The organism is Haloferax mediterranei ATCC 33500, assembly GCF_000306765.2.
Classification (GTDB): domain Archaea; phylum Halobacteriota; class Halobacteria; order Halobacteriales; family Haloferacaceae; genus Haloferax; species Haloferax mediterranei.
In genome coordinates, this window is sequence record NC_017941.2 from 2,362,257 (window position 1) to 2,386,155 (window position 23,899).

Genomic DNA, 23,899 nt, shown 5'->3' on the forward strand with positions numbered 1-23,899 from the left:
TTCTTCGTGAAGTGAGCGACCGCGCGGCCAGCGTCGTTCACTCGACCCTCCGCGTCGAACGTCGCGGCGAGGGTTTCGAGCCCGGCCGTGGATGCCATATGCAAACAATCGACAGAAGAATTCCTAAACGTTCGCTGAATTGAATTTATGTACGCAGAGGGGACAGTTCGCGGATAGCAGAAACAATTCACGGATACGCGAGAGCATTCAAAACGGTGCTGTCCTCGAAGGCCAGACCCAACAGGATGTTGTCGTGTCGGATGGTACTAGCTAGCACACTTCTGGCATGTCTTTTTCGTTACCGAACTCTAACGAGTGAGTGTGTCCACGCTGACCGTTCGCATCGACCCTCACGTCCACTCGGAAGGTTCATACGACGCACACGACCCGGTCGAGCTTATCTTAGAGCAGGCCGCGGAGATTGGACTGGACGCCGTCGTCGTCACCGACCACGACGTTATCGACGAGTCCATCCGAGCGGCGCAACTCGCACCGATGTACGGTCTCGTCGGTATCCCCGGTGTGGAAGTTTCGACGGCTGACGGCCATCTTCTGGCCCTCGGCGTGGAGGAGCTACCCCCGCGCCGTCGACCGCTCGACGAGACCGCTCGTTGGGTTCGCGAGCGCGGTGGCGTCGCAATCGTTCCCCACCCGTTCCAGCGGAGTCGGCACGGCGTCCGACGCAAGCGACTCGGCCGATACGACGACGCCGCCCGCGGCGACGCCTTCGACGCCATCGAGACGTACAACTCGTGGCTGTTCACCGGGTACAAGAACCGCCGCGCCCGCCGGTTCGCCAGAAAGCGTCAGTATCCCAGTGTTGCCGGAAGTGACGCCCACAACGTCGGATACGTCGGACGTGCCTACACGGAGATGGAGATTCCCGACGTGTCTCGGGCTTCGCTCACGGCCGACCACATTCTCGACGCCATCCGCGACGGTTCGACGCAGGTTCAGGGCCGCCGGACGCCGATTCCGACGAGTACGAAACACTACGCGGGTGCGGCGGGGCGCAAATCCGCGTACTACGCCAAACGGGGCGCGTTGGGAAGCGCCATTCTCGCCAAGAAAGGCGCATTTAAATCCGGGTACTACGCGAAAATCGGCGCGCTGAAAAGCGGGTCGCTCGCGAAGACCGGTGCCGTACAGGCCGCACGAATGCTCTACCGCGTTTCGCCGTTCTCGCAGTAATTCATCGTCCGATTGCTCCGTGGCACGACTACAACAACAGTGACCGGCAGGTCTGGCGGGAAGAAAGCGTCATGTTGGCCGGTATCTCACTCGTCCGGCCCGGTAGCTCACTCGTCCGAACTGACTAACGTTTCGTACTGCGCGCCGGTCTGTTTCAACTTCTCCGTCGAGTAGAGGCGTTCGTGGTCGAACGGCAGATACTCATCGGCGAGTTCGTCGATTTTCTCGTCCACTGCGTCGGGGTCGCGGCCGTGAATCATGGTGAATAGGCTGTACGGCCAGTCTTGGTCGGGTCGGCGCGGGCGGTGATAACAGAGCGTTACGTACGGGAGGCTTCCGACGAGTTCGCCGCGGTCGTCGAGTTCGTCGTCCGGCACGTCCCAGACGACCATGCAGTTGTTTCGAAAGCCGGTGACGATGTGGTTGACGACACAGCCGATACGCTTGATACAGCCGTCGGCGAGGAGGCGCTCGATGGCCGAAACGACCGCGTCGGTGTCGGCGTCGATGGCCTCGGCCACGTCGCGGTACGGTGTCTTCGATAGCGGGAAGCCGCCTTGAATCTCCACGAGCAGTCGGGCGTCGAGGTCCGAGAGGTTCCCCGTGGCGTTCTCGGAGATACGAGTCGCGCTCACCTCGGTCTCGTCGAGACTCTCGCGGGCGAAGCGGTCGTCGTTCATGATGGGAAATTCGAGGTCGATGTAGTAGTCGGTGAGCATCGGGAGGTTCAGCACCTCACACCCGGTTCGCTCCTCGATTTCGGTGAGGATGTGGTCGCGCGTCTCGCGGGACCCGGCGGTGACGACGAACCACATGTTCCACTCGTGGGCGCGGCGGTAGTTGTGGTTCACCTGCTGGTAGCCGTTGATTAGCTCGGCAATCTCGTCGAAGCGGTCGTCGGGTGCCGAGACGGCCGCGAGGGTCGAACTACCGATGACTGGCGGGTTGAGAACGGGACCGAAGCGACGGAAGATACCTTGCTCCCGGAGTCGCCGAACGCGGGCGAGGGCGTCGTCCTCGTCGATTCCTAACTCGTCGGCGACGACGCGGAAGGGGCGTTCTTCGACCGGGAATCCGCTTTGGTACCCGTCGATGAGTGCCGCGTCGACCTCGTCGAGACCGTCCCGCCAGCCATCCGACAACGCGCTCATTGGCCGGGGTTAGGAGTCAAGCGGCCTATCCCTTTCGGACCGCGAGACACCTCCCGAAAGCCGGGACCGAACAGGACGTTTTTTGCACACACAACCGAAGGTATGGGCATGGCAGCAGTCGACAGCGAGTTCGGTGAGTGGCCGCTGAAGCGTCTGATGACCGAGGTTGTCGGGACGGGCACGAAGTCCGCCGAGGACATGACCCGCGAGCAGGCGATGGAAGCGATGCGTCGCATCCTCGCCGACGAACCCGACCACACCACGCTCGGGGCGTTCTGGCTCGCCAACCGCTGGAAGCACAACAACGCCGAGGAACTCGCCGGGTTCACCGACGTGATGGCCGAACACGTCGAGTACGCCGAACCCGAAGTCGACCCCGTCGACTGTGGCGCGAACTACGACGGCAAGGGCAAGACGGCTATTCTCGGCGTCGCCGCTGGCATCACCGCCGCGGCCGCCGGCACACCTGTCGTCGTCCACTCCGGCGACCGCGTTCCGACACAGAAACAGGACGCCTACAAGCACGTCCTCGACGAACTCGGCGTTCGAACGGAACTCGACCCCGACGAGTCCGCCGACATGGTCGACGAGACCGGCTTCGGCTTCTACTACCAGCCGAAATTCAACCCCGCAATCCACGCGCTCTGGGAGCGCCGCGACAACATGGGCGTTCGGACCTTCGTCAACACCATCGAGACCATCGCCAACCCGGCGAACGCCTCGACGCACCTCGGGTCGTTCTACCACCTCGCGTTCGCCAAGAAGATGGTGAACACCTTCGAAGCGAGCGAACACCACGACCTCCACCGCGTCGTCATGTTCCAGGGGATGGAAGGCTACGACGACATCCGCCCCGGCTACACGAAGGTCGCAGAATGGACCGACGGCGAGTTCGACGACTTCGAAATCGAGACCGCCGACTACGGCATGGACTTCGAGTACGACGACCTCGGCGTCGACGAAGACGACGTTGCTGGTGACTCCGCGGAAATTACGGAAGCCGTGCTCTCCGGCGACCGCGAGGACCGCTTTGCCGACGCCGTCGCCCTCAACGCCGCACTCCGCATCTACGCCCGCGAAGACGCCGATTCCATCGACGAAGGGCTTGAGATGGCGCGCGAGGCCATCGACTCCGGCGCGGCCGCGGACGTGCTCGAAGACCTGCGCGCGTTCTAAGGTTCGACCACGTCGAACAGCGCGCCGAGCGATTTTTCAGGCGTCATTCCGGATGCGACGGTCGCATCGCGGTCGAACAAGCGGGTTCAGTCGGTGGATGCGCGTTCAGTCGCTCGTCGCCCCCGCACCCTCACCGACGTTCGTGACTTCGACGCCGCCCGAGAGTTCCGTGTTGGGGTACGGCATATCGATTCCTTCCGCGTCGAAGCGCTCCTTGACCGCCTCGACGAACTGCGCGCGCACCGCGCCGTAACTACTTTCGTCCGGGTCAATCCAGAGTCGACCCGAGAGGACGACCGCCGAGTCGCCCAGTTCCGTGACGGGGGCCGTCGGCTCGGGGTCGTCGAGGACGCCCTCGATGCGCGACCCTTCCTCGACGATGGCATCGCGTGCCTGCTCGATGTCGTCGTCGTACCCGATGCCGAATCCCACCGACACCCGACGCTGGTCGTTCGCCACGTTGTTGACCACTGCCGCGTTAGCGAGGTCGCTGTTCGGGACGGTGACCAGTTCGTTGTCGAACGTGTCCAGCCTCGTCACACGCAGTTGAATATCGCGGACTACACCGCTGTTTCCGTTCCACTCGATCCAGTCACCGACGGTGAACGGTTCGTCTTGGATGATGAACACGCCAGCGACGAAGTTGGCGATGAGGTCCTGTGCAGCGAACCCGACTGCGAGGGCGAGAGCACCACCCAACGTCGCAAACGCCGCGAGGACGACACCGAAGCCAGCGACTGTCGCGGCCAGCGCGACTGCGACGACGGCGGTGACGACGGTGGTGGTGCTCATTGCAAGCCCGATAATCGTCTCGTCGAAGTCGCGACGTCTGAGGCCTTCTTCCACCACCCGGGTCACGAAGGACTTTCCGAACAGATAGATGACGGCGAACACGACGACGAACAACACGACCGTCGTGACTGCACTGACGAGTTGCGGGACGTACTGCTGTGGGTCGAGCGCGAACCCCTGTTGAAGTAAGACCATATTCCTTCGACAATCATCCATGATTAAACATAATAGTGTGGTAGAATCGAGACGAACGAGGCGCGTCAACAGGCACAGGGCGAACTACAACGGTCGACTGCCGGTTCAATCGGTGCCACCTAGGCCCCGACAGTCCGTCTGCTCGAAGGTTCCGGCGGGCGCGTAGTCCTATATGTCAAGCACGTCGTCGTCGTCCGCGAACGGGTCGTCTTCATCCAGGTCAGCGTCCAGTCCGTCGGCCAAGGGAAGCGCGACACCGACGAGCGTCGTTCCGGCCGTGACGGTGGCCTCGCGAGTAATGGAGTAAACGATGCCCGCGCGCTCGGCTTCGACCTCTTGGAGAACCGTGTACTCTGTCGGGTCGTACACCCAGCCGAGGTGGTCGCCGGGGCGGACCTCGTGGCCGAGTTCGACGTCCTCGCGGGCGACGAAGAGACCGGAGGTGGCTGCGCTGACGCGACCGAGGTGGTTCCGATAGGTTTGGCCGTTCCACGGTTCGACTGCGCCTGTGAGAATACTCAGACTGCGGCAGACGTTGAGCAGGCCTTCGACGCCGGCGACGATGGCCGATTCGACGAGTTGCTTGTTATGCGCGAGTTCCGGCGTAATCGAAGGGATATTGGCCGTTGTCGCCGCCACGCGGAGCTTCCCATCGAAGTTTCGCTTCGTCCATTCTTCTTCGGCATCTTCGCCGGCGGCTTCCGCGAGGAGGAGGTCGGCGCCGAACGCCTCCGCGAGTTCCCGCGACTCGTCGTCGTTCTGGCGGTAGACCGTGTGAGTGAGCATATCCGGGCTGCCGGTGTGGAGGTCGACGATGGCGTCGGCCTCGCCCGCAAATTCCCAGAGCGTAGCGGCCATACGCTCGTGGAGAGTGCCTTCGGCATCCCCCGGCCAGACGCGGTTCATGTTCGAGTTGAGCGAATCGAGCGCCTCCGGGGTCGCATACGAGACGCGGTCGAACGTGAGCGGGTCGGCGACGGGAACCGCGACGACGCGGCCCGAAAGGTCAGCACGTTCGAGTTGACTGTGGAGCCGTCGGAGTACCTCGGTTCCGTTTATCTCGCGACCGTGTTGCGCAGCTTGCACGTAGAGCGTCGGCCCGTCGGTACCGTCATCGGGTTCGTAGGTATGAACCGTCGTTTGTACCGGGACGCCGGAAGGAAGGCGAGCGAGCGTCACGGTCTCCGCAGTGTGCATATTCGACGCATCGCGGGGGGATGTCTTGTAGTTAGGGGACGATACAACTCCGAGACGAGCGAATCCGACCGCAGCGAAATCTAGACTGTCGTCGCCGCCGACGAGATTTAGTCGTCTGCGGGTGACGTTCGAACGACTGCCTCTTCAGCGCGCGAGAAGTAACTCGCCAAGAGCGGCCCGGTGATGTTGTGCCAGACGCTGAAGAGCGCAGGTGGAAGTGCTGCCGCCGGGGAGAAAAACGAGAGCGCGAGCGCGGCCGCGAGACCGCTGTTTTGGAGTCCGACTTCGAAGGTCGTCGTTCGAACGCGGTCGTCCGACATGTCCGCGAGTCGTCCCGTGCCGTACCCTGTGCTGAGACCGATGGCGTTGTGGATGACGACGGCGGCGATGGCCGCCACGCCCGCACCGAGAATCGTGTCCACGTTGAGGCCGACGACGGCCGCGACGATAGCGACGATAGTCACGACCGACACGAGAGGGAACACGTCGAGTCCGACTTCGGCCACCTCGGGTGCGTATCTGTCGAGCGCGAGTCGGAGCGCGAACCCGAACACGACGGGGATGAAGACGATTTGAAGGATGTTCACGAAGAGGTCCACGAACCCGACCTGTAGCTGTTCGCCGGCGAGGAGGACGACCCACGCGGGCATGACGAGCGGCGCGGCTAGCGTAGTGACGGTCGTGATTGCGACCGAGAGGGCCACGTCGCCTTTTCCGAGATAGGCCATGACGTTTGACGCGGTGCCGCCGGGTGCCGCACCGACGAGGATGACACCGACGGCGACCGCCGGCGGAAGCGACAGGGCGACGGTGAGCGCGTAGGCGGCCACCGGCATGATGACCCACTGCGCGACAGCGCCGATGGCAACGTCCCGGGGACGCTCTGCAAGCCGCCGAAAGTCGACCGGTCGGAGCGTAAGCCCCATGCCGAGCATGATGACGCCGAGTAGCGGCGAGATGTACGGCGCAATCCACGTGAATGTGCCGGGGCGCACCAGCGCAGTGGCCGACGCGAGAAGTACAAGCCCGACGAAATAGGTGTTTGCGAGGTCCGACAGACGCCGAAGGGCTGACCGAGCAGTCACGCTCAGAAACCTCCATTCGTTTGATACATCATTTCACGAGAATCGGTAGCGAACGACAAATATGTTTATCGGTATGACATCACGGTTCGAGGCGGCACGGTTTTCACCCGTCCGCCCGACGGTGGTACCATGAGCGACAACCCAACGGCCACGCTCCACACCAACAAGGGCGACATCACGGTCGAACTCTTCGAAGACAAGGTCCCGAACACGGTCGAGAACTTCATCGGCCTCGCGACGGGCGAAAAGACGTGGGTCCACCCGGAGACCGACGAGACGATGGAGGGCGAACCGCTCTACGAGGACATTCTCTTCCATCGAATCATCAGCGACTTCATGATTCAGGGCGGCGACCCGACCGGAACCGGCCGCGGCGGCCCGGGTTACACCTTCGACGACGAGTTCCACTCGGACCTCAGCCACGACGGTCCCGGCGTCCTCTCGATGGCGAACCGCGGTCCCAACACGAACGGGTCGCAGTTCTTCATCACACTCGACGCACAGCCCCACCTCGACGGCAAGCACGCCGTCTTCGGGAAAGTTACCGACGGAATGGATGTCGTCGAAGACATCGGTTCGGTCCCGACCGACAGTAACGACAAGCCGGTGTCGGACGTCGTCCTCGAATCCGTCGACGTCGAGCAGTAAGCGAACACACTTGGTCACCGTCTGCTATAGTAGCGGTCGACCCACAGCGGTCGCCTGACCGTCGTCTCGCCGACGGCATCGTATTCGAACCAGACGGTGATGCCGAGTCCGTCGCGTGTCTCGTAGGAGACCCGCATCGAACGGACGAACCCATTTCTTCGCCGACCGCAGTAGCCTCGTAGTCACGCGAGCGCGGGAAATCTCAAGGGAGGAATATCAGCCGCGCCCGACGACCGACAGCGCAAAGTCCGCTGAGTTGTAATCACCGCCGATGAGCGAGGAGTCCGACCGACCGAAGCCGAGCGACTTCGGCACCGACGAGAACGCCCCACCGGTCGAAGAAAAGCCCTACAAGATAATCTTCGAGGCGAACAAGTGCTTCGGGGCTGGCCGATGCGCAGAGGTCGCCGACAATTGGGTGATGGACCTCGAAACCAGTCTCGCCCGCGCGAAATCGTACTTTATCGGCGAAGACGAACTCGACGAGAACATCCGCGCGGCGGAGGTCTGCCCGGCGAAGAAGGACCGTGGCGTCATCCACATTATCGACCGTCGGACCGACGAGGAGATTTCGCCTGACCCTCACGGCGACGGGACCCTCTCGGTCGACTGGTAAAGCGAAAGCACTTTTCACCCCCTCGGTGAACGATAGACTGAGCGGGGGTGGCTGAGCTAGGCCAAAAGCGGCGGACTTAAGATCCGCTCCCGTAGGGGTTCGCGAGTTCAAATCTCGTCCCCCGCATTTTCATCTCCGAGCGACAGCGAGGCGTGAAAATCGAACGACGAATTTGAACTAAGGAGCGACGCGAGCGGAGCGAGTGGAGTTCAAACCTCGTCCCCCGCACTTGTGCCGAGGAACGAAGTGACGAGTGTCAAGTGCAGACAGAGAGATTGGAACGAGACGAGTCGCAGCGCCCGAGTGAAACGAGGGCGACCGTCTCGGCGTTGTTCAAACCTCGTCCCCCGCACTCGTTGCTTCGAACGTCAGTGAGAATAGTGATGCGTCCGGACTCACACCGAAGTTGGTGTTCACCGTGAACCCGCGCACGCAACCGTGAAAAAACGGACCCGACCCAGCACCCACCACGTGCTTACGTCGGGATATCGATGCCGAGTTGGTCGAATAGTATCCCCATGCTCGCCGCGTCTTTGACTTCGGCGATGGTGCCGTCGTCGAATTCGTCGAGGTTGTTCTCGTCCACACCCACTCGAATTTCGTCTGGACCGTGTCCTGGTTCCCTCCGAGAGCCTTCCTGTCGGCATGTGTTCCGACTGGCGTCATCCCCCCACCACCCGGCGCAGTAGCTTGACGCCGTTGCCTACTACAACGAGGACGCACATAGTTTCTTGTTACCATATAGCATTCAAAATCCGGCATGGCTGTGTGTGAGTACTGTTGGTTCACGCCTGCAACCGAGGTTGAGGCGAGTAGTCCCGCGCCCACAAATATTTTGACAGTTCCGATAATTACATCTAATTAGAACGTGCCTCCCAAGTCCCTCCCAAGTCGATTCGACGCCGCTCTCGCCGGAATGGCACTTTGCCTCGCTATCGGTGTCGGCATCGGTGTCACGTCGGGGTTGTCGATGCCTGTCGCCACGGGCGGCGGCGCCACCGGCGCTGCCGTGGTCGCACTCGGCGTGACCGTCAGCGAATTTATGTGAGTCTCCAGTTCGATAGCGACTGGTTTTACCGGCAGGCGTGTCGATAGTTATCACGCCTGATACTCGGCGGGTCAACGCTTTACGTTTCATCTCCATGCCAACGAGTATCATGAGACTCGCCACGCTGGTTCCGACGGTACTCAGGCGGAGTTACCTTCGGAAGTTTCTGCTCGTTCTCTTGGTCGTGGCCGGGGTGATGGGGGGATTCGGCCTCTACGTCTCGGACATGGTCGGACAAGAGGTCAGAGCGGACGCGCACGCCGAACTCGAGATGGTCGCCACGCTCGAAGCCGAAGAATTGTCGAGTTGGATGGACGGGTACACCCAGACCGCCCGGATGCTCTCGGAGTACGAGGACATCCGAACAGGCGACCCCGAGACGATAGACGAGGCACTCGAAACGGAGAAGGATAATCTCCCGTCGGAGGTGCTCGCCATCCACTACGTCAAGCCGTCGAACCGTAAAATCGTCCGAAGTACCGACGGGGTGATAGAGACGAAAAGCGTCTCCGACCTCGACGTATCGTGGACGACCGGTGCGCTGACCATGTACGACCCCGACGGTGTCGCCATCTCGGAAGTGTACCGCTACGGCGGTGGCGAACGACTCGCATTCCTCAGCCCCGTCGAAGGCCGCGACGGTGCCGTGATGGTCGTCGTGGACGCGACCGAACACGCAAAGACCCTGAGCGAACCCGTCGAAGGGTCTCGAACGCGGGTGGTCACCGCCGAACAGGTCATCGCCTTCGACAAGTACGGAAACAACGTGCTCACGAAGTACCGCGACGGAACCGAGACGCCCGCGCTCGACGCCGCACTCGATGGCAACGCGGGCGTGCTCGAACGAGCAGGAGAGAAAGGAACGCAAAACGAGGATTCTGTCGTCGCCTACGCGCCCGTCTCGGGGACGAGTTGGGCTGTTATTATCGAGGCACCGCCCCAGAACGCCTACGCGGTCGCGCAGTTCGTCGAACGGGACATTGCGATTCTCATCGGTGTCGCACTCGGCGGCCTCGCATTAGTCGGTCTCACCATCGGCCGCGGAACCGTCGTCTCGCTCCGTCGACTCCGGAAGCGCGCCGATACACTCGCTGGCGGCGACCTCGACGTTGACCTCACGACCCAGCGTGTCGACGAATTCGGGGTGCTGACCGAGGCGTTCGCAGAGATGCGAGACGGGTTGCGCGACCGCATTGAAGCCGCTGAAGCCGCCAGCCGTGACCTCGCGAACGCGGCGACGGACTACCAGAAGACGATGGACCGCGCCGCAACGGGCGACCTGACTGTCCGCACGACTGTCGAGCCCGACGACGAGGCGATGGCCGCCGTTGGCGAGGGAATCGACGCGATGCTCGCCGACCTCGAAGCGACCGTCGGGCAGGTTGCGACGTTCGCGGCCACGGTTGACGCCGCGGGCGAGCGCGTCACTGCCGGAACCGAAGAAGTGAGTTCGGCGTCCGAGCGTGTCGAGCAGGCGACCGCCGAAATTTCGGAAGGTGCGGCCGAACAAGCGTCGCTTCTCGACGAGGTATCCTCGGAGATGCAAGACCTCTCTGCGACAGTCCAAGAGGTCGCCGCCTCCGCCGACGAACTCGCTCAACTCACGAGTGATGCAACCAAGTACGGTGAAGCCGGCCGTGATGCGAGCGCCGCCGTCCACGAGGAGATGGCGAATATCGACGACCGAGTCGCGTCCGCGGCCGAAGGCGTCGAAACGCTCCGCGAGGAGGTCACAGAGATTGGCGAAGTGGTCGACCTCATCGAGGACATCGCCGACCAGACCAACCTGCTGGCGCTCAACGCCTCTATCGAAGCAGCTCGCGCGGGCGAGGCTGGCGAGGGGTTCGCGGTCGTCGCCGAAAGCGTGAAAGAACTCGCGGGGGAGACCGCCGAGGCGACGACCGAAATCGCCGACTCCATCGCGGCGGTCGAGACGGCCGCAGACGAGACGGTCGAAGAAGTCAGAGCCGCGCGCGAGCAAGTCTCACAAGGCTCCGAAACGGTCGAAGAAGGCGTCGAAGCAATCGACGAAGCGGTCGACCGACTCGACGAGGTTGACCACGGCGTGGCCGCGATAGACGAAGCGACTGCCACCCAAGCGTCGGCGGCGCAGTCGGTTGCAGTTCTCGCCGACGAAGCGGCCGAAATCGCCTCCGAGACGCAGACCGAGGCCGCGGATGTCGCCAATGCGGCGCACGACCAGAACGACGCCATGGTCGGCGTCGCCGGACAGATGCAGGAACTCTCGTCGACCACCGACGAACTGCGGTCGCTTGCCGACCGGTTCGAGGTGCGAGATGAGGCGACGGTCGGTGACGGCGCAGGCGAACGACCCGGCAGTAGTGACACTGACCAAGTAACCGGGGGTGACAACACGGGCGAAGTCGACGATATCGACGAGGTCGACGACGCGGAAGCGGGCGACGAACCGAATGAATTCGGTGAACCTAGTGAGTCCAGTGACCCTAGTGAGTCCGACGAGTCCAACGAACTCGACGAGCCTGACGACTCCGCTGAACCAGACAAACCAACTGGTCCCGACGAACCTGCTGAATCCGCTGAACCCGTCGACTCCGACGAACCCAACAAAAAATCGGTAGACGCGGAGGCCAGAGAGTCGATGTCGTCACCGACGATGGCAGACCTCGCAGCAGACGGCCCGGGCGCGGACGGCGAGTAAGCGTCGGCGACGGACGGTTTTTACGAGTACTTCGCGCCGACGCCGAGTCGAGAGTGCGGCCGCTCGCGCGCTGCGTTCGAGTCAGTACTCGGAAGCCGACGGCTCGTTGGTGTTGGTTCTTCAGAAAGGGATAGGCAGCCGCACGGGAGCGGCCCGCGCGGCAATTGCCGCCCTAGATTGGTCCCCGCTGACGCTTCGGCCCTCCAAAGCGAAGCGTCACCTGAAAGGAGTGCGGCAAGATACTTAAACGTGCCGCCATCGGGTTGATTCCGGCGTTGTCGGCCGATTCAGGGGGTGAATGCGACGCAATGGGCTTTTCTCTCGTCGGAACGTTCACCCTCCCATGAGCGAACACGAGATTCCCGGTCGGGTTCGTCGTGCGTTCGGCGACCATGGGTCGTTCGAACAGGCCGACGACGGGATGTTCGAGTCGGTGACGACGCCCTTCGACGGCACCGTCAGCGTCGCAACACGAGAGAACGGACACGTCGAATTCGATGTCGAGATTCGCGTGCCGATGCTCTCGGCTGTCGTGGCCGACGAAGTCGCCGAAATCGTCGAAGACGGCTGGTACGAGACGTTCGAACTCCGTCTGGAAGACGTTGACGGCGTCGTCGCTGGCGACCACGAACTCGACCCGGCCGTCCGGCGCGTCGCAGATGAGGCGGTCATCGAGGCGACGTTCTCCGACATTAACGAGCGACGCGGCGTTGACGACGCCGGCGCAGTCATCGACTACGTCGAAGGAACGTACGTCGAGGGAATCATCCCCGGCTACGAGTACACGGAACCGGTGACGAGTATCCTGCGCAGCGCACGCGACGCGGCCGGAACTGGATTCTGAGGCGTTGGGGTTTTCTGAGGTGCTGGAGGGCACTCTCAAGCATTAGTTACCGACCACTGCTGGCATTAGTTACCGACCACTTCTGAGCAGTCTTTCGAGAGCCACCGGAACGGTGGCGACACGGAAAGCGGTTCGAAGTGGGCCGATGAAAACGTGTGTCGACAGCCGAGTCGGGGGCGATAGCCGCCTGCGACCGCTCAGTCCATCGTGATGTACGTCTGAGTATCTTCGATGCCCTCGACGGACTGAATCCCACCGGCGATATCTTTCACGTCTGTCGGCGACTCTACATCGACCTTGACAATGAAGTCGACGTCGCCAGCGACGATGTGAGCACTCTCGATACCGTTGTCGACCGCGAGCAAGTCCTCTTTCAGTTGATCGATACCGTTCGTCAGGGCTGCAGCTTTGACCATGATGTAAGCGGTAACCATTATTATGCACCTCCTGCCGCGGCAGCAACTTCATCGCCGACGAGCAGTTGTCGCACCTCGTTGAGCACGTCGAAGTCGGCGAGAACGGCGACACGGTCTCCCGTTTCGAGGGAGTCGTCGGAAAGCGGAATCCCCATCGACTGACCCTTCTTGCCGAACGCAAGAAGCCGGGAATTCGCCGGGAGTGCCACCTCCTCGATACTGTATCCGTTCATTGGCGAACTCTCGGTCACCGTCACGAGAATGACCTGCAAGTGCTGTGCGATGTCCGCGATAGCGCGGATAGACCCGCCGAGCAAGGCATTCTTCGCACCGATTGCACCGAGGCGCTCGGGGTAGACGATTTCGTCCACCTCTCTGGCGTACTTCTGGTAGATTTCTTCGCGGTAATCCTCGTCGACGCGGAGGACCGTCCGACAATCGAAGTGCTTGGCGATCATACACGCCGCGAAGTTCACGTTGAGGTCAGCCGTGAGTGCGCCGAGTGCATCCGAATCCTCGATTCCCGCCTCGATGAGCACGTCTTCGCGGGCACCGTCGCCTTCGATAACCTCGAAGCCCACCTCTCGAGCCCGCTTGACGCGGTCTCGGTCTAGTTCGACCAAGACGATATCGTGGCCCTCCTCGCGAAGGACACGGGCAGTGCGCAAACCGACCCGTCCAGAACCAATGATAACGAACCGCATGGTAATACGGTATGTCGGCGGGAACAAATAACCTTACCCCGGTTTGGGTCAAGTTGGCGCGTTCGGTCGAAGCAAGGCTTTTGCCACATGTGGTAGAATATATCACGCATGGTTCACGCGTTCATCATGGTGAAGACCGGCGCTGGGGAATCCGAACAGTTGCTCGGTCCCATCCGCGACTTCGACGCGGTGGCCGAGGCACACATCGTCGCCGGTGCGTACGACGTTATCGCCGAGGTCGACACCGACGCAGTGTACGAGGTGCTGAAGACGGCATCGAGTCGAATTCAAGGGTTAGAAGGTGTCGCCGACACGAAGACGTATATATCGCTCGACGACTGAGGTGGCGACACAGCGGGCTGCAGTGTTGATGTGGCAAGCTACGGTACCGACGCAGCATCCCACGGTACTGACGCAGCATCCCACGGTACTGACGCGGCGGGTTACGGTGCCATCGCAACGGCACCAGCCGCACCAATCCAGTTATGCAGCGTTCGTCGTCTAGCCTTAGCGCTCGATATCGAACGGGCCGTGTTCTTCGATAAACTCGACGTGTTCCTCGCGCTGGCGGGCGAGTTCAGGCGGCAATTCCTCGTAGATGTGACCGAATAGCTCCTCGGTTCCCGGTTCGGGAGTCTCTTCGGCTATCTCGATGGCCTCGCGTAGCTCCTCGTTGGCTTCCTCGTACATCGATTCGATGAGGTCGTCATCGGCGATGTCATGCTCACGGCAGAACTCCTCGAAGCGTTCGACCGGGTCACGGGTCCGCCACTCCGGAAGGTCCGGGTCGTCGTCGCGGTACCGCGAGGGGTCGTCCGCAGTCGTGTGTGGCCCCTGTCGGTAGGTCAGGCTCTCGATGAGCACTGGCTCGCCGTTGCGTGCCTTCTCCAGTCCTTTCTCGACGGCTCCCCTGACTGCGAGCGGGTCGTTACCGTCAACCTGCATTCCTTCGATGCCGTAGGCCTCAGCCTTCGCAGCGATGGACTCGCTTGCTGTCTGTCGGTCGCGGGGGAGCGAAATCGCCCACCCGTTGTTCTCACAGAAGAAGACGACAGGTGCGTCGAAGACACCGGCGAAGTTGAGCCCTTCGTGGAAGTCGCCTTCGGACGTCGCGCCGTCGCCGAAGCAGGCCAGCGCCGCGTAGTCGTCGTCGCGGTAGTCCGCGGCCATACCGACGCCCGCAGCGTGGGGAATTTGGCTGGCGATTGGGACCGCCTGTGGAAACACCGGCACGTCGTGGTCGGAGGTGTACTCGGCGTGACCGCGGCGGAAGAGAAGCAGGTCACTCGGGGGGACCCCACGGGCGATTTGGAAGGCGTTGGACCGATAGGTCGGCAAGAGCACGTCGTCCTCGCGCATTGCGTGGGCTGCTCCGATTTGTGATGCTTCCTGTCCATGGAACGGCGGGTAGCCGCTCATCCAGCCGCGTCGCTGGAGAGCAAGTGCACGCTCGTCGAACCGTCGCGCTCGAATCATGTCGCGGAGGGCGGTGCGAGCATCCTCGGCGGTGAATCCCGTTCCGTCCAACCCGCGCTCTGCGATGAGTCGATGCATAGCGGTCAGTCACGGTCCTTCGTGATAAACGTCTGCGGTTCGCATACTCCAGTGGGGATGTACTCCAGTCGAGTTATTATTGTTCCGTGGGCGCACGGGACGGCCACCGAGAGCGACAGGCCAAAGACCACCGCCACCGTAGGCGGGATATGGTCTCGGTGGTCAACCTCGTGCTCATGGGAGTGGTCATTATCCTCCACACCCTCATCGCGGCGGTCATGACGCGCTTCTTCCGCCTCCGACTGAAGACGCAGTGGGGGTACATACTGTATGCGCTGTTTCTCATCCCACTCGTGCTGTTCGTCTCGACGCTGGTATTCTCCGGGGTGCTCGGTATCGGTGTGGACCTCGGCAGTGCCACGGCCGCGTTCGGCGTGATGATTGGCATGCCGCTAGCGCTCGGATTCACTATCGACACGCTGTACGTCCCGCCGCCGGAAGAGTTCGAGAACCTCCCCGAATCGCAGTAGCGAAGGTAAGTCCGTAGAGACGACCGACACGTCGTCTCTGACTGGACTGCTCAGTTTGAGCCTCTTCCTTCGAACGTTTATAGCGGGCAAGTTTATGTGGCGGATGTGGTTTGTTTCACTCACCCGGTCAGTGTGTTCACGGACTGTTCTCCATAAGGTATTTGATAGGTCATGTAGATTTCAAAAACGCTTACCACGAATGTCTGTGTGTAATACTACCGTGGGAAAGGATGCATTATGCTTATTGGGAAGCGGTGTACAACATGCCACGATAGCATCGAGACGGACGAGTACGTGTACTGTGATGCGTGTGGGAGGACGATTCACAAACGCTGTGCAGAATACGAGATGGCCTTCGAATGCCCAGAGTGTGCGACCGACCTCGAAATCGGAGTCGTGGAGTTCTGACGGGTGTTACCCGTGTCACTTCCACTCTGGGTCCGCGTCGTTAGTTTTGCTGAAGGGTTTGAGAACGACACCGCCGACCTACATCGAACGGATGTGAGAACGGCTCTATGACGCCGTCGCGTTGTTTTCGAGACAGTATTTGAGTGTCGCTCAGTTCGCGTCGAGAATCTCTTCGAGCGCCGACTCGACGGCATCGAGTACGTCTTCCGGCGGCTGCGTCGCGTCGACGCGGACGAACCGCTCCGGTTCGGCGTCGATGAGTCGCTCGTAGTTCGCCCGCACGTCCGCGAGGTACGCTGCCTGCTCGAACTTATTCGTCGACCCACTTCGGGCGGCCGCCGTCTCGGGGTCCACATCGAGGTAGATGGTCTTGTCCGGCGGACGCGAGAACGCAGAGTGGATACCCATGATGTACTCCATCGGGCGCGTGAGGTCGCTGTCGCGGAGCGAGGCGGCCTGATAGGCGTACCGGGAGTCCGAGTAGCGGTCCGAGATGACGAGGTCTCCCTCGGCGAGCGCCGGGCGAACGACGCGCGAAAGGTGGTCGGCGTGGTCCGCGGTGAAAAGAAAGAGCGTCGCCAGCGGGTCGGCGTCGTCGTCGCCGATTGCACGGTTGACCGCATCTCCGTACCACGAATCCGACGTGGGTTCCCGAGTGAAGACTGCATCCGGATAGACATCGTGGAGCGCCTCCCAGACGGTGGTCTTGCCGCTTCCGTCGAGGCCCTCAAGCGTGACGAGCATACACCCATAGATTCGGCGCTGCGGAAAAAGCACCCCGAACTGCCGCAACGATAATGTCAATTCAGAATTATCTATGCGTGTGCCATCCGCTTACGGACAGCCAGATACCCTCCTCCCGACCGAACAGTCCTACAGTATCGTCCGCTTCGACGAGAGCGTTCCACCTGACCACGAATTGTTCGCAACGAAACTGGCGGAAGTGGACGACCTCGATGAGTCTCCGGACGAATGGAAGCGCTCGAACGAAGAACTCGTCGTATACGACGAAGTCGGTCGAATCATCAAGCGAACCGACGGTCCGGCTGCCCCGTCGGTATTATTCTAAGTTTCCGTCCTTCGTGTCTAGTTATCTCTCAGAGAGACAGTATTGACACTCATAGAGACAGTCATTGGCACCAAATTGTTTCCGAGTGAAATCGATTTTACTTCCCCGTTAGCTTTACCCTGATTCCGCCGAATATTACGGTATGAACGTCCTTGTTGTCGGTGGAACTGGATTCATCGGAAGCCACCTCTGCCGCGAATTACACTCGCGAGGACACGACGTGACCGCGATGTCACGGAGTCCAAGCGGGGCAGACCTTCCGGACGGTGTCGAAACGGCAACTGGTGACGTTACGGACTACAACTCCATGACGGACGAGTTCGAGGGGCAGGATGCCGTGGTAAATCTCGTCGCCCTCTCGCCGTTGTTCGAGCCAAAGGGAGGCAACCGGATGCACGATATCGTCCACTGGCAAGGGACCGAAAACGTCGTGAAGGCCGCCGAGTCCCACGACGTTCCCCGCGTCGTTCAGATGAGTGCTCTCGGTGCCGACCCCGAGGGTGACACGGCGTACATCCGCTCGAAAGGGAAAGCAGAGCGGGCGGTTAAGTCGTCGGGCCTCGACTGGGTCATCTTCCGACCGTCCGTCGTCTTCGGTGACGGCGGTGAGTTCGTCTCGTTCACCAAGCGTCTCAAAGGGATGTTCGCCCCCGGCGTTCCCCTCTATCCACTCCCCGGAAACGGGAAGACGCGCTTCCAACCCATCTGGGTCGGCGACCTCGCCCCGATGCTCGCGGGCGCCGTGGAGGGAGATGAACACGTCGGCGAGACGTACACTATTGGCGGCCCAGAAAATCTCACACTCCGCGAGATTACGGAGATGGTCTACGATGCCGAAGGGAAATCTATCACCATCGTCCCCCTCCCCATGGCCCTCGCTGGCATCGGATTGACGGTCCTTGGCGCGGTTCCAGGGTTCCCGATGGGGAAAGACCAGTATCGCTCGCTCCAGTTCGACAACACGACGGACACAAACGACTGTACTGTGTTCGGCGTCGACACGTCTTCGATGAAGACACTCGGGACGTATCTGTCCGAACGAAACTGACAATTAAAAAATCCACCCTAGCAACATATCTCGGTCTGAACAACAGCAGAATCTGCCGCATTCATCGCTCTATGAACGATAATGTGTGCTTAACACCGCTTCGGCGGGTCCTATTTTTCCGCATAATCTGACGTTTGTCATACACTTACCATCACAACGCTTATGTCCGCGTTCGTACTGCCATTCACGCAATGGCGAGGGGACCGAACCTATGAAGCTCGCAATGATCGGATTCGGGCAAGCCGGGGGAAAAGTAGTCGACAAATTTGTCGAGTACGACCGTGAACGCAACGCTGGAATCGTCCGCGCTGCGGTCGCAGTGAACTCAGCGAAAGCCGACTTGCTCGGATTGAAGAACATCCCGAAGGACCAGCGCGTCCTCATCGGCCAGTCCCGCGTGAAGGGACATGGTGTCGGTGCGGACAACGAACTCGGTGCCGAAATCGCCGAGGAGGACATCGACGAGGTACAGGGAGCTATCGACAGCATCCCCGTCCACGAAGTCGACGCCTTCCTCGTCGTCTCCGGTCTCGGTGGCGGTACCGGGTCCGGCGGCGCGCCGGTCCTCGCAAAACATCTCAAACGTATCTACACTGAGCCTGTCTACGGTCTCGGCATCCTGCCGGGGTCCGACGAGGGTGGTATCTACACCCTGAACGCCGCACGCTCCTTCCAGACGTTCGTCCGCGAGGTTGACAACCTTCTCGTGTTCGACAACGACGCCTGGCGGAAGACCGGTGAGTCGGTGCAGGGTGGCTACGACGAGATTAACGAAGAGATTGTCAACCGCTTCGGCGTGCTCTTCGGCGCTGGCGAAGTCCAAGACGGACAGGAAGTCGCAGAGTCCGTCGTCGACTCGTCGGAGATTATCAACACGCTCGCCGGCGGCGGCGTTTCGACCGTCGGCTACGCTTCCGAGGGCGTTGAGCCTCGGAAGCAGAAGGGTGGCGGCCTCCTGTCGCGGCTCACTGGCAGTGAGGAACCCGACGACAATCTCGATACTGCACACACTACGAACCGCATCACCAGCCTCGTGCGCAAAGCCGCACTCGGCCGCCTCACACTCCCGTGTGAGATTGAAGGCGCAGAGCGCGCGCTGCTCGTTCTCGCTGGTCCGCCGGAGCATCTGAACCGGAAAGGCATAGAGCGCGGGCGGAAATGGATCGAGGAGCAGACCGGTTCCATGGAAGTTCGCGGCGGCGACTACCCGATTCCGGGCGCAGGGAAGGTGGCTGGTGTCATCCTCCTCTCGGGCGTGACGAACGTCCCGCGCATCAAGGAGCTACAGCAGGTTGCCATCGAAGCGCAGGACAACATCGAAGAGATTAGACAGGAGAGCGATTCCAATCTGGAGAACCTCATAAACGATGACGAGGACGAACTGGAGTCGCTTTTCTAAGCTGGCGCTCGCGCTCGTCGTGCTCCTGTCGGTCACCGCGATTCCGGCAGGTGCCGTGAGCGTTGCGTCTAAGGACGTACCCGAGGAGGAGGAAGTCGGGTCGAAGGTGACCACATCGGTCACACTCGACGAACTCTACAAGGACCCACAACTCGAATCGTGGACGCTTGCAGGTGAGACCGAACTCGAAGACGTGACGTGGACCGTCACGTACTACGACCAAACGGGCGCGAAGGTCGACCAGCAGTCCTTCGACGGGCAGAACTTCAGCGGCGCGCAGGTCGCTGCAAACGACGGCACGAGCGAAGTTGAGGTCTCCGTGACTGGAACGACGCCTGCGGTCGAGGAGTACTCCTACGACCCTGAACAGTCGTTCACGCTCATCTCGCTCGACCAGACCCGCGAGGGCGGCTCCAGTAACGATATCGACACGTGGACGGCTCACCACTACACGCAGGAAAGCGCTGCCACACGCGACAAACTCGACAGTGCGCAGACAGCCATCTCGGCTGCCGGTGGTGCCAACACGAAAGACGCACAGAACCAGTTCGACAACGCAGTCGAAGCGTTCGAAGGGGGCGAGTTCGGGCTTGCGTCGAACCTCGCCGAGGACGCAAAGACGAAAGCGAACAAGGCGAAGCAGTCGAGTCAGACGACGCAACTGCTCATCTACGCCGCGGGCGGTCTCGTAGTCATCGCCCTCATCGTCGGTGGATTCCTCTACTGGCGGTCACAGCAGAGCACGTACGACAAGCTGGGCTGATTCTCAGTGCGAGTCGTCGTACCGTTCGGGGGACGCGCCCCGAAGACACGACTCGCTTCATTTTTCGATGCCGACGAGCGACGCGACTTCGCCACCGCGATGCTCCGGGACGTGCTCGACGCCGTCACGGACGCCGGCGGCGACCCATCGGTGGTCGCAGACACCCGCGTCGACGTCGACGCACCCGTCACGGTCGACGACCGACCGCTTTCCGCTGTCGTCGAAGACGAACTCGGAAGTGACGAGCCTGTAGCCGTTGTCATGGCCGACCTCGCACTCGCGACACCGGCGGCACTTACCCGCCTGTTCGAAACCGACGGCGACGTGGTCGCTGCCCCCGGTCTCGGTGGAGGGACGAACGCGCTCGTCGTTCGCCACCCGGATTTCTCGGTCGACTACCACGGTGCGTCGATTCTCGACCATCGGCATATCGCCCGCGACGCCGGCCTCTCGTTCGTCGAAGTCGATTCGATGCGACTCGCCGTCGACGTGGACGAACCGACGGACCTCGTGGAGGTTCTGTTACACGGGACGAGTCGCGCGCGAACGTGGTTGACGGACGCTGGTGTGGAACTCGAATGTGGAACGGGACGAGTCGAGGCGGTCCGACACCGCCGATAGGACCATAACACTCCGAGATAAACATTGGCTGGCGCGGTTGTCCGTCTGCCCGGCGGGAACTGAGGCAACGTGCGCCGCGCGCTCCCGTGCCGCAAGTCGGCGCGGGGATGAAGTGGAGTCCGAACGTCACGGCGACAGCGCGAGTTTCCCTCGCATGCGGTTACAGCGCCTGACATCGCTTCGGACGGACCGGGGAGTGTCTGGCACCAATGTCCCGGTCCCTTTCTCGACTTCTGTCTCTGGAATCGACCGCGAGTGACACGTTTTTAGTGATTCGTTGCGCACCGGGAGGTATGTTCCCGGGTGCCGCTGAGTACGGAGTCGACGTGCATATCGACGACGCCGAAGTCGAAAGACTACTCTCGGTTACCCCGGACGACGCCGAGCCACCCGCATCGCTGTCGTTCTCGCGCAACGTGTTTCTCCCCTTGACCACCGCGTGTCGCTACACCTGTACCTACTGCACCTACTACGACGTGCCCGGCGAAGCGACGCTCATGTCGCTCGACGACGTGCGAGAGGTGGTCCGCATGGGTGCGGATGCTGGCTGTACGGAGGCACTGTTTACGTTCGGAGACGAACCGGACGAGCGCTACACCGAGGTTCACCGCCAACTCGACGAGTGGGGCTACGACGATATTCTCGACTACCTCGCTGCCGCGTGCGAGGTCGCACTGGATGAAGGACTCTTGCCGCACTCGAATCCCGGTGACTTGACTCGCGAGGAGTTCGCCGACCTCGCACCGCTGAACGTCAGTATGGGCGTGATGCTGGAGACGACGGCCGACGTGGTCGCTCACTCGGGCAATCGGCGGAAAACACCGGGACAGCGACTCAACACCATCCGTGCCGCGGGCGAAGTGGGCGTCCCGTTCACGACGGGCATCCTCGTCGGCATCGGCGAGTCGTGGCGCGACAGAGCCGAAAGCTTGCTCGCCATCCGCGCCCTCCACGAGCGGTACGGGCACATTCAGGAGGTCATCGTCCAGAACGTCGTGCCGAACGAGCGGTCGAGCTTCGAGCGCCCGTCGCTCGAAACGATGCGGCGAGTAGTGTCGATGGCACGGGTCGCCCTTCCCGAGGAGGTGTCCGTGCAGGTCCCGCCGAACCTCTCTGCGGCCGCCGAGTTAGTCGATTGCGGCGTGGACGACCTCGGCGGCGTCTCGCCGGTTACCGACGACTACGTGAATCCCGACTACGCGTGGCCGGCTCTCCAGGAACTCGTCGATATCGCCGACGACGCGGGCGTGCCGCTCCGCGAGCGACTACCAGTGTACGAGCGGTTCCTACCCGACGACGCTCGGGCGACAGATAGCGATATTGTACCCGCCGAGAAGGCCGAGATAACTCGGAACGCCGAGGAGACCGATTGCGACTGGCTCGGAGACCCAATCATCGAGCGTCTCCGGTCAGAAGATGTCCACGGTGAGCGATTCCGGAGCGTCGCTCGCGGCGACGGGCCGCTGTCGATTCCGAAGTAACCAGTGGACCGAGTGAGGTGCCGATTGGTCGCCTACCGCCGGCGGACAAGCATGGAGAGAAACGCGACGAGTGCCGGGTACACCGCGGGCGTCCGTCCGGAGAGTTGCGGGACGCGCTTTCGAACGATGGTGTATCCAACGCCAACGAGGAGACTCCCGATGAGCACCGTTCGAGCGCCGTCGCCGAGCGTCGTGAAGCCCGGAACCGAGAGGATAGCCGCGAGTGTGAGGTCGCCGGGCGACCCGTCGTAGGCAGCGATGCGTCGAGGTGCAACCCATCCGCCGGCGGTGCGGACGTAGATTCCGCGGTCGGTTTTCGCTTCCCACGGGTTCGGTTCGCTGCTGCCACCGAAGTAGTCCGCAACGCAGTGAAGCGAAGCAGCGGCAAAGCCGGTCGCAGCGAGAACCGCCACAGGAGCGCGAGTGGTGGCCGCGAGAGCGCCGAAGAGAAGCATTCCGATGGTGAACGCCTCGAACTGGTGGAGCGTCTTACGATGGACGCCAACGACCATATCGAGGTCGGGGAAGACGCCACCGACGAGCGCGACGACGGCGACGAGTGGCGCGACGGCCGGAGCGACGACCGCAACCGCAGCGGCGAGCGCGAGGCTCATCGCCACGTGGGTTGGAGCCATCACGGAGCGGCCACCCCCGGACAATCCTGTCGACGAACCATTATCACATCCTCTCGGCGACCGAGACGTATGAGTCTCGTGGTATTTCCCGTGCTGCCGAAGAAACCGCCGCGTTAGGTGCTCCGAAGAAACACCCGATAGATGCCGAAGAACACCCGTTAGATGCCGAGCCAATCCGGAACCCGTTTTCTGAAGCCGGTGTAGACGAGCGCGATGGCGACGCTAAGTGCGACGACCACGCGAAGCACGCCATCGAAGGCGAACATCGGCGGGACAGAAAACAGCAGAGTCAACACGAGGTCTTCGGGCGCACCGTCATAGCGGACGACATACTGCGGCTGGAGCCATCGCTTCGTCGGGTGGACGTAGACCGCGCGGTTGGACGTGCGGTCCCACGGGCGGAGTTCGTCGCCCGCGCCGAACCAGTCTAAGACCGAGTGGAGCGCCGCCGAGAGGAAGAAAAACGTCAGTCCGACAGTGAGCGCTGAAGTCGAGACGGTGGCGACGAATCCGGTAGCACCCGCGGCGACGGTGTAGTAAACCGGGAAGTGCAGGGTCTTGCGGTGGACGCCGACGAAGAGGTCTACGTCGGGGAAGACGCTCCCGACGAGCGCACCGACCGCCGCGACGGTCGCGAGTTCGGGTGCCACCCACACGAGCGACGCGGCGAGGCTGAGACCCATCGCCGCGTGGGTCGTCGCCATCATC

General features: G+C 61.9%; 26 protein-coding genes and 1 tRNA gene. 16 read left to right on the plus strand and 11 right to left on the minus strand.

The features are described from left to right. Nucleotides 1-321 precede the first annotated feature (321 nt). Nucleotides 322-1,191, plus strand: coding sequence for a CehA/McbA family metallohydrolase (locus HFX_RS12115; protein WP_004059689.1), 870 nt, complete (start codon nucleotides 322-324; stop codon nucleotides 1,189-1,191). Nucleotides 1,192-1,298: 107 nt separating this feature from the next. On the opposite strand, the gene ahbB is transcribed toward HFX_RS12115, so the two are convergent. After that, complete coding sequence (gene ahbB, locus HFX_RS12120) at nucleotides 1,299-2,342, minus strand: siroheme decarboxylase subunit beta (protein ID WP_004059688.1); 1,044 nt, start codon at nucleotides 2,340-2,342, stop codon at nucleotides 1,299-1,301. 108 nt (nucleotides 2,343-2,450) lie between these two features. On the opposite strand from ahbB, the gene HFX_RS12125 reads away from it, so the two are divergent. Then, nucleotides 2,451-3,518, plus strand: a complete 1,068-nt coding sequence (locus tag HFX_RS12125) for an anthranilate phosphoribosyltransferase (RefSeq protein ID WP_004059687.1) — start codon at nucleotides 2,451-2,453, stop codon at nucleotides 3,516-3,518. Between the two features lie 105 nt (nucleotides 3,519-3,623). On the opposite strand, the gene HFX_RS12130 is transcribed toward HFX_RS12125, so the two are convergent. The 3 genes from HFX_RS12130 to HFX_RS12140 all read right to left on the minus strand — a co-directional run bounded on the left by HFX_RS12130 (nucleotide 3,624) and on the right by HFX_RS12140 (nucleotide 6,787). Further along, the gene (locus tag HFX_RS12130) at nucleotides 3,624-4,505 is read right to left on the minus strand and encodes a mechanosensitive ion channel family protein (RefSeq protein ID WP_004059686.1); all 882 of its coding nucleotides are present in this window, start codon (nucleotides 4,503-4,505) and stop codon (nucleotides 3,624-3,626) included. A gap of 168 nt (nucleotides 4,506-4,673) precedes the next feature. Beyond that, entirely contained in the window at nucleotides 4,674-5,702 is a 1,029-nt protein-coding gene (locus HFX_RS12135; protein WP_004059685.1) for a succinylglutamate desuccinylase/aspartoacylase family protein, read from the minus strand. A gap of 107 nt (nucleotides 5,703-5,809) precedes the next feature. Continuing rightward, nucleotides 5,810-6,787, minus strand: coding sequence for a bile acid:sodium symporter family protein (locus HFX_RS12140; protein WP_004059684.1), 978 nt, complete (start codon nucleotides 6,785-6,787; stop codon nucleotides 5,810-5,812). A 129-nt stretch (nucleotides 6,788-6,916) separates the two neighbouring features. Between HFX_RS12140 and HFX_RS12145 the strand changes: the two genes are divergently transcribed. Further along, on the plus strand, nucleotides 6,917-7,435 hold the full coding sequence (locus HFX_RS12145) for a peptidylprolyl isomerase (protein WP_004059683.1): 519 nt from the start codon (nucleotides 6,917-6,919) through the stop codon (nucleotides 7,433-7,435). Nucleotides 7,436-7,449: 14 nt separating this feature from the next. On the opposite strand, the gene HFX_RS20510 is transcribed toward HFX_RS12145, so the two are convergent. Next, on the minus strand, nucleotides 7,450-7,572 hold the full coding sequence (locus HFX_RS20510) for a hypothetical protein (RefSeq protein WP_004059682.1): 123 nt from the start codon (nucleotides 7,570-7,572) through the stop codon (nucleotides 7,450-7,452). 134 nt (nucleotides 7,573-7,706) lie between these two features. On the opposite strand from HFX_RS20510, the gene HFX_RS12150 reads away from it, so the two are divergent. From HFX_RS12150 to HFX_RS12170, 5 genes are all read left to right on the plus strand, one after another. After that, nucleotides 7,707-8,051, plus strand: a complete 345-nt coding sequence (locus HFX_RS12150) for a ferredoxin (protein ID WP_004059681.1) — start codon at nucleotides 7,707-7,709, stop codon at nucleotides 8,049-8,051. 41 nt (nucleotides 8,052-8,092) lie between these two features. Further along, nucleotides 8,093-8,177 (plus strand) — tRNA-Leu (locus HFX_RS12155). A gap of 742 nt (nucleotides 8,178-8,919) precedes the next feature. Continuing rightward, nucleotides 8,920-9,099: a hypothetical protein gene (locus HFX_RS12160; RefSeq protein WP_049917490.1), complete on the plus strand. Its 180-nt coding sequence runs from the start codon at nucleotides 8,920-8,922 to the stop codon at nucleotides 9,097-9,099. Between the two features lie 109 nt (nucleotides 9,100-9,208). Further along, entirely contained in the window at nucleotides 9,209-11,779 is a 2,571-nt protein-coding gene (locus HFX_RS12165; RefSeq protein ID WP_004059680.1) for a methyl-accepting chemotaxis protein, read from the plus strand. A gap of 343 nt (nucleotides 11,780-12,122) precedes the next feature. Then, the gene (locus HFX_RS12170) at nucleotides 12,123-12,623 is read left to right on the plus strand and encodes a DUF5813 family protein (RefSeq protein WP_004059679.1); all 501 of its coding nucleotides are present in this window, start codon (nucleotides 12,123-12,125) and stop codon (nucleotides 12,621-12,623) included. Between the two features lie 197 nt (nucleotides 12,624-12,820). Here the strand turns inward: HFX_RS12170 and HFX_RS12175 are convergent, their stop codons facing one another. Both HFX_RS12175 and HFX_RS12180 read right to left on the minus strand, forming a co-directional pair. After that, the gene (locus tag HFX_RS12175; RefSeq protein ID WP_004059678.1) at nucleotides 12,821-13,057 is read right to left on the minus strand and encodes an Lrp/AsnC ligand binding domain-containing protein; all 237 of its coding nucleotides are present in this window, start codon (nucleotides 13,055-13,057) and stop codon (nucleotides 12,821-12,823) included. A 2-nt stretch (nucleotides 13,058-13,059) separates the two neighbouring features. Then, complete coding sequence (locus HFX_RS12180; protein WP_004059677.1) at nucleotides 13,060-13,743, minus strand: potassium channel family protein; 684 nt, start codon at nucleotides 13,741-13,743, stop codon at nucleotides 13,060-13,062. 108 nt (nucleotides 13,744-13,851) lie between these two features. Between HFX_RS12180 and HFX_RS12185 the strand changes: the two genes are divergently transcribed. Then, nucleotides 13,852-14,085, plus strand: coding sequence for an Lrp/AsnC ligand binding domain-containing protein (locus HFX_RS12185; protein WP_004059676.1), 234 nt, complete (start codon nucleotides 13,852-13,854; stop codon nucleotides 14,083-14,085). Nucleotides 14,086-14,250: 165 nt separating this feature from the next. On the opposite strand, the gene HFX_RS12190 is transcribed toward HFX_RS12185, so the two are convergent. Then, nucleotides 14,251-15,297, minus strand: a complete 1,047-nt coding sequence (locus HFX_RS12190; protein WP_004059675.1) for a thiamine pyrophosphate-dependent enzyme — start codon at nucleotides 15,295-15,297, stop codon at nucleotides 14,251-14,253. Nucleotides 15,298-15,446: 149 nt separating this feature from the next. On the opposite strand from HFX_RS12190, the gene HFX_RS12195 reads away from it, so the two are divergent. Further along, a complete protein-coding gene (locus HFX_RS12195) occupies nucleotides 15,447-15,767 on the plus strand; it encodes a hypothetical protein (protein ID WP_004059674.1) in 321 nt (106 codons plus the stop codon). 558 nt (nucleotides 15,768-16,325) lie between these two features. Here HFX_RS12195 and tmk read toward each other — a convergent pair. Next, nucleotides 16,326-16,919 (minus strand): dTMP kinase, encoded by a 594-nt coding sequence (tmk, locus tag HFX_RS12200; protein WP_004059672.1) that lies wholly within the window; start codon nucleotides 16,917-16,919, stop codon nucleotides 16,326-16,328. Between the two features lie 73 nt (nucleotides 16,920-16,992). Here tmk and HFX_RS12205 point away from each other — a divergent pair, with 73 nt between their 5' ends. The 6 genes from HFX_RS12205 (at nucleotide 16,993) to cofG (ending at nucleotide 22,556) form a co-directional block, all read left to right on the plus strand. Further along, nucleotides 16,993-17,244 carry a hypothetical protein gene (locus HFX_RS12205; protein WP_004059671.1) on the plus strand — a complete coding sequence of 84 codons (252 nt, stop codon included), beginning with the start codon at nucleotides 16,993-16,995 and terminating at the stop codon, nucleotides 17,242-17,244. A gap of 142 nt (nucleotides 17,245-17,386) precedes the next feature. After that, nucleotides 17,387-18,292, plus strand: coding sequence for a complex I NDUFA9 subunit family protein (locus tag HFX_RS12210; RefSeq protein WP_004059670.1), 906 nt, complete (start codon nucleotides 17,387-17,389; stop codon nucleotides 18,290-18,292). Between the two features lie 211 nt (nucleotides 18,293-18,503). Continuing rightward, nucleotides 18,504-19,691 (plus strand): tubulin/FtsZ family protein, encoded by a 1,188-nt coding sequence (locus tag HFX_RS12215; RefSeq protein WP_004059669.1) that lies wholly within the window; start codon nucleotides 18,504-18,506, stop codon nucleotides 19,689-19,691. Continuing rightward, nucleotides 19,660-20,454, plus strand: a complete 795-nt coding sequence (locus HFX_RS12220; RefSeq protein ID WP_004059668.1) for a hypothetical protein — start codon at nucleotides 19,660-19,662, stop codon at nucleotides 20,452-20,454. Before HFX_RS12215 ends, HFX_RS12220 begins: the two co-directional genes overlap by 32 nt. 6 nt (nucleotides 20,455-20,460) lie before the next feature. Then, nucleotides 20,461-21,075 (plus strand): 2-phospho-L-lactate guanylyltransferase, encoded by a 615-nt coding sequence (cofC, locus tag HFX_RS12225; protein ID WP_004059667.1) that lies wholly within the window; start codon nucleotides 20,461-20,463, stop codon nucleotides 21,073-21,075. Nucleotides 21,076-21,368: 293 nt separating this feature from the next. Beyond that, complete coding sequence (cofG, locus tag HFX_RS12230; RefSeq protein ID WP_004059666.1) at nucleotides 21,369-22,556, plus strand: 7,8-didemethyl-8-hydroxy-5-deazariboflavin synthase subunit CofG; 1,188 nt, start codon at nucleotides 21,369-21,371, stop codon at nucleotides 22,554-22,556. Nucleotides 22,557-22,588: 32 nt separating this feature from the next. On the opposite strand, the gene HFX_RS12235 is transcribed toward cofG, so the two are convergent. Next, the gene (locus tag HFX_RS12235; RefSeq protein ID WP_179955338.1) at nucleotides 22,589-23,191 is read right to left on the minus strand and encodes a hypothetical protein; all 603 of its coding nucleotides are present in this window, start codon (nucleotides 23,189-23,191) and stop codon (nucleotides 22,589-22,591) included. Between the two features lie 158 nt (nucleotides 23,192-23,349). Continuing rightward, nucleotides 23,350-23,898 carry a metal-dependent hydrolase gene (locus HFX_RS12240; RefSeq protein ID WP_014732464.1) on the minus strand — a complete coding sequence of 183 codons (549 nt, stop codon included), beginning with the start codon at nucleotides 23,896-23,898 and terminating at the stop codon, nucleotides 23,350-23,352. Nucleotide 23,899: the final 1 nt, after the last annotated feature.

Bases quoted from the DNA above. Each gene is read 5' to 3' on its own strand.
- HFX_RS12215 (WP_004059669.1), top strand. From the start codon at position 18,504: ATGAAGCTCGCAATGATCGGATTCGGGCAAGCCGGGGGAAAAGTAGTC.
- HFX_RS12195 (WP_004059674.1), top strand. From the start codon at position 15,447: ATGGTCTCGGTGGTCAACCTCGTGCTCATGGGAGTGGTCATTATCCTC.
- HFX_RS12125 (WP_004059687.1), top strand. From the start codon at position 2,451: ATGGCAGCAGTCGACAGCGAGTTCGGTGAGTGGCCGCTGAAGCGTCTG.
- HFX_RS12190 (WP_004059675.1), bottom strand. From the start codon at position 15,297: ATGCATCGACTCATCGCAGAGCGCGGGTTGGACGGAACGGGATTCACC.
- HFX_RS12220 (WP_004059668.1), top strand. From the start codon at position 19,660: ATGACGAGGACGAACTGGAGTCGCTTTTCTAAGCTGGCGCTCGCGCTC.
- HFX_RS12165 (WP_004059680.1), top strand. From the start codon at position 9,209: ATGAGACTCGCCACGCTGGTTCCGACGGTACTCAGGCGGAGTTACCTT.
- HFX_RS12130 (WP_004059686.1), bottom strand. From the start codon at position 4,505: ATGGTCTTACTTCAACAGGGGTTCGCGCTCGACCCACAGCAGTACGTC.
- HFX_RS12185 (WP_004059676.1), top strand. From the start codon at position 13,852: ATGGTTCACGCGTTCATCATGGTGAAGACCGGCGCTGGGGAATCCGAA.
- HFX_RS12180 (WP_004059677.1), bottom strand. From the start codon at position 13,743: ATGCGGTTCGTTATCATTGGTTCTGGACGGGTCGGTTTGCGCACTGCC.
- tmk (WP_004059672.1), bottom strand. From the start codon at position 16,919: ATGCTCGTCACGCTTGAGGGCCTCGACGGAAGCGGCAAGACCACCGTC.
- ahbB (WP_004059688.1), bottom strand. From the start codon at position 2,342: ATGAGCGCGTTGTCGGATGGCTGGCGGGACGGTCTCGACGAGGTCGAC.
- HFX_RS12145 (WP_004059683.1), top strand. From the start codon at position 6,917: ATGAGCGACAACCCAACGGCCACGCTCCACACCAACAAGGGCGACATC.
- HFX_RS12150 (WP_004059681.1), top strand. From the start codon at position 7,707: ATGAGCGAGGAGTCCGACCGACCGAAGCCGAGCGACTTCGGCACCGAC.
- HFX_RS12170 (WP_004059679.1), top strand. From the start codon at position 12,123: ATGAGCGAACACGAGATTCCCGGTCGGGTTCGTCGTGCGTTCGGCGAC.
- cofG (WP_004059666.1), top strand. From the start codon at position 21,369: ATGTTCCCGGGTGCCGCTGAGTACGGAGTCGACGTGCATATCGACGAC.
- HFX_RS12205 (WP_004059671.1), top strand. From the start codon at position 16,993: ATGCGTGTGCCATCCGCTTACGGACAGCCAGATACCCTCCTCCCGACC.
- HFX_RS12240 (WP_014732464.1), bottom strand. From the start codon at position 23,898: ATGATGGCGACGACCCACGCGGCGATGGGTCTCAGCCTCGCCGCGTCG.
- HFX_RS12175 (WP_004059678.1), bottom strand. From the start codon at position 13,057: ATGGTTACCGCTTACATCATGGTCAAAGCTGCAGCCCTGACGAACGGT.
- HFX_RS12135 (WP_004059685.1), bottom strand. From the start codon at position 5,702: ATGCACACTGCGGAGACCGTGACGCTCGCTCGCCTTCCTTCCGGCGTC.
- HFX_RS20510 (WP_004059682.1), bottom strand. From the start codon at position 7,572: ATGCGGGTCTCCTACGAGACACGCGACGGACTCGGCATCACCGTCTGG.
- HFX_RS12235 (WP_179955338.1), bottom strand. From the start codon at position 23,191: ATGGCTCCAACCCACGTGGCGATGAGCCTCGCGCTCGCCGCTGCGGTT.
- HFX_RS12210 (WP_004059670.1), top strand. From the start codon at position 17,387: ATGAACGTCCTTGTTGTCGGTGGAACTGGATTCATCGGAAGCCACCTC.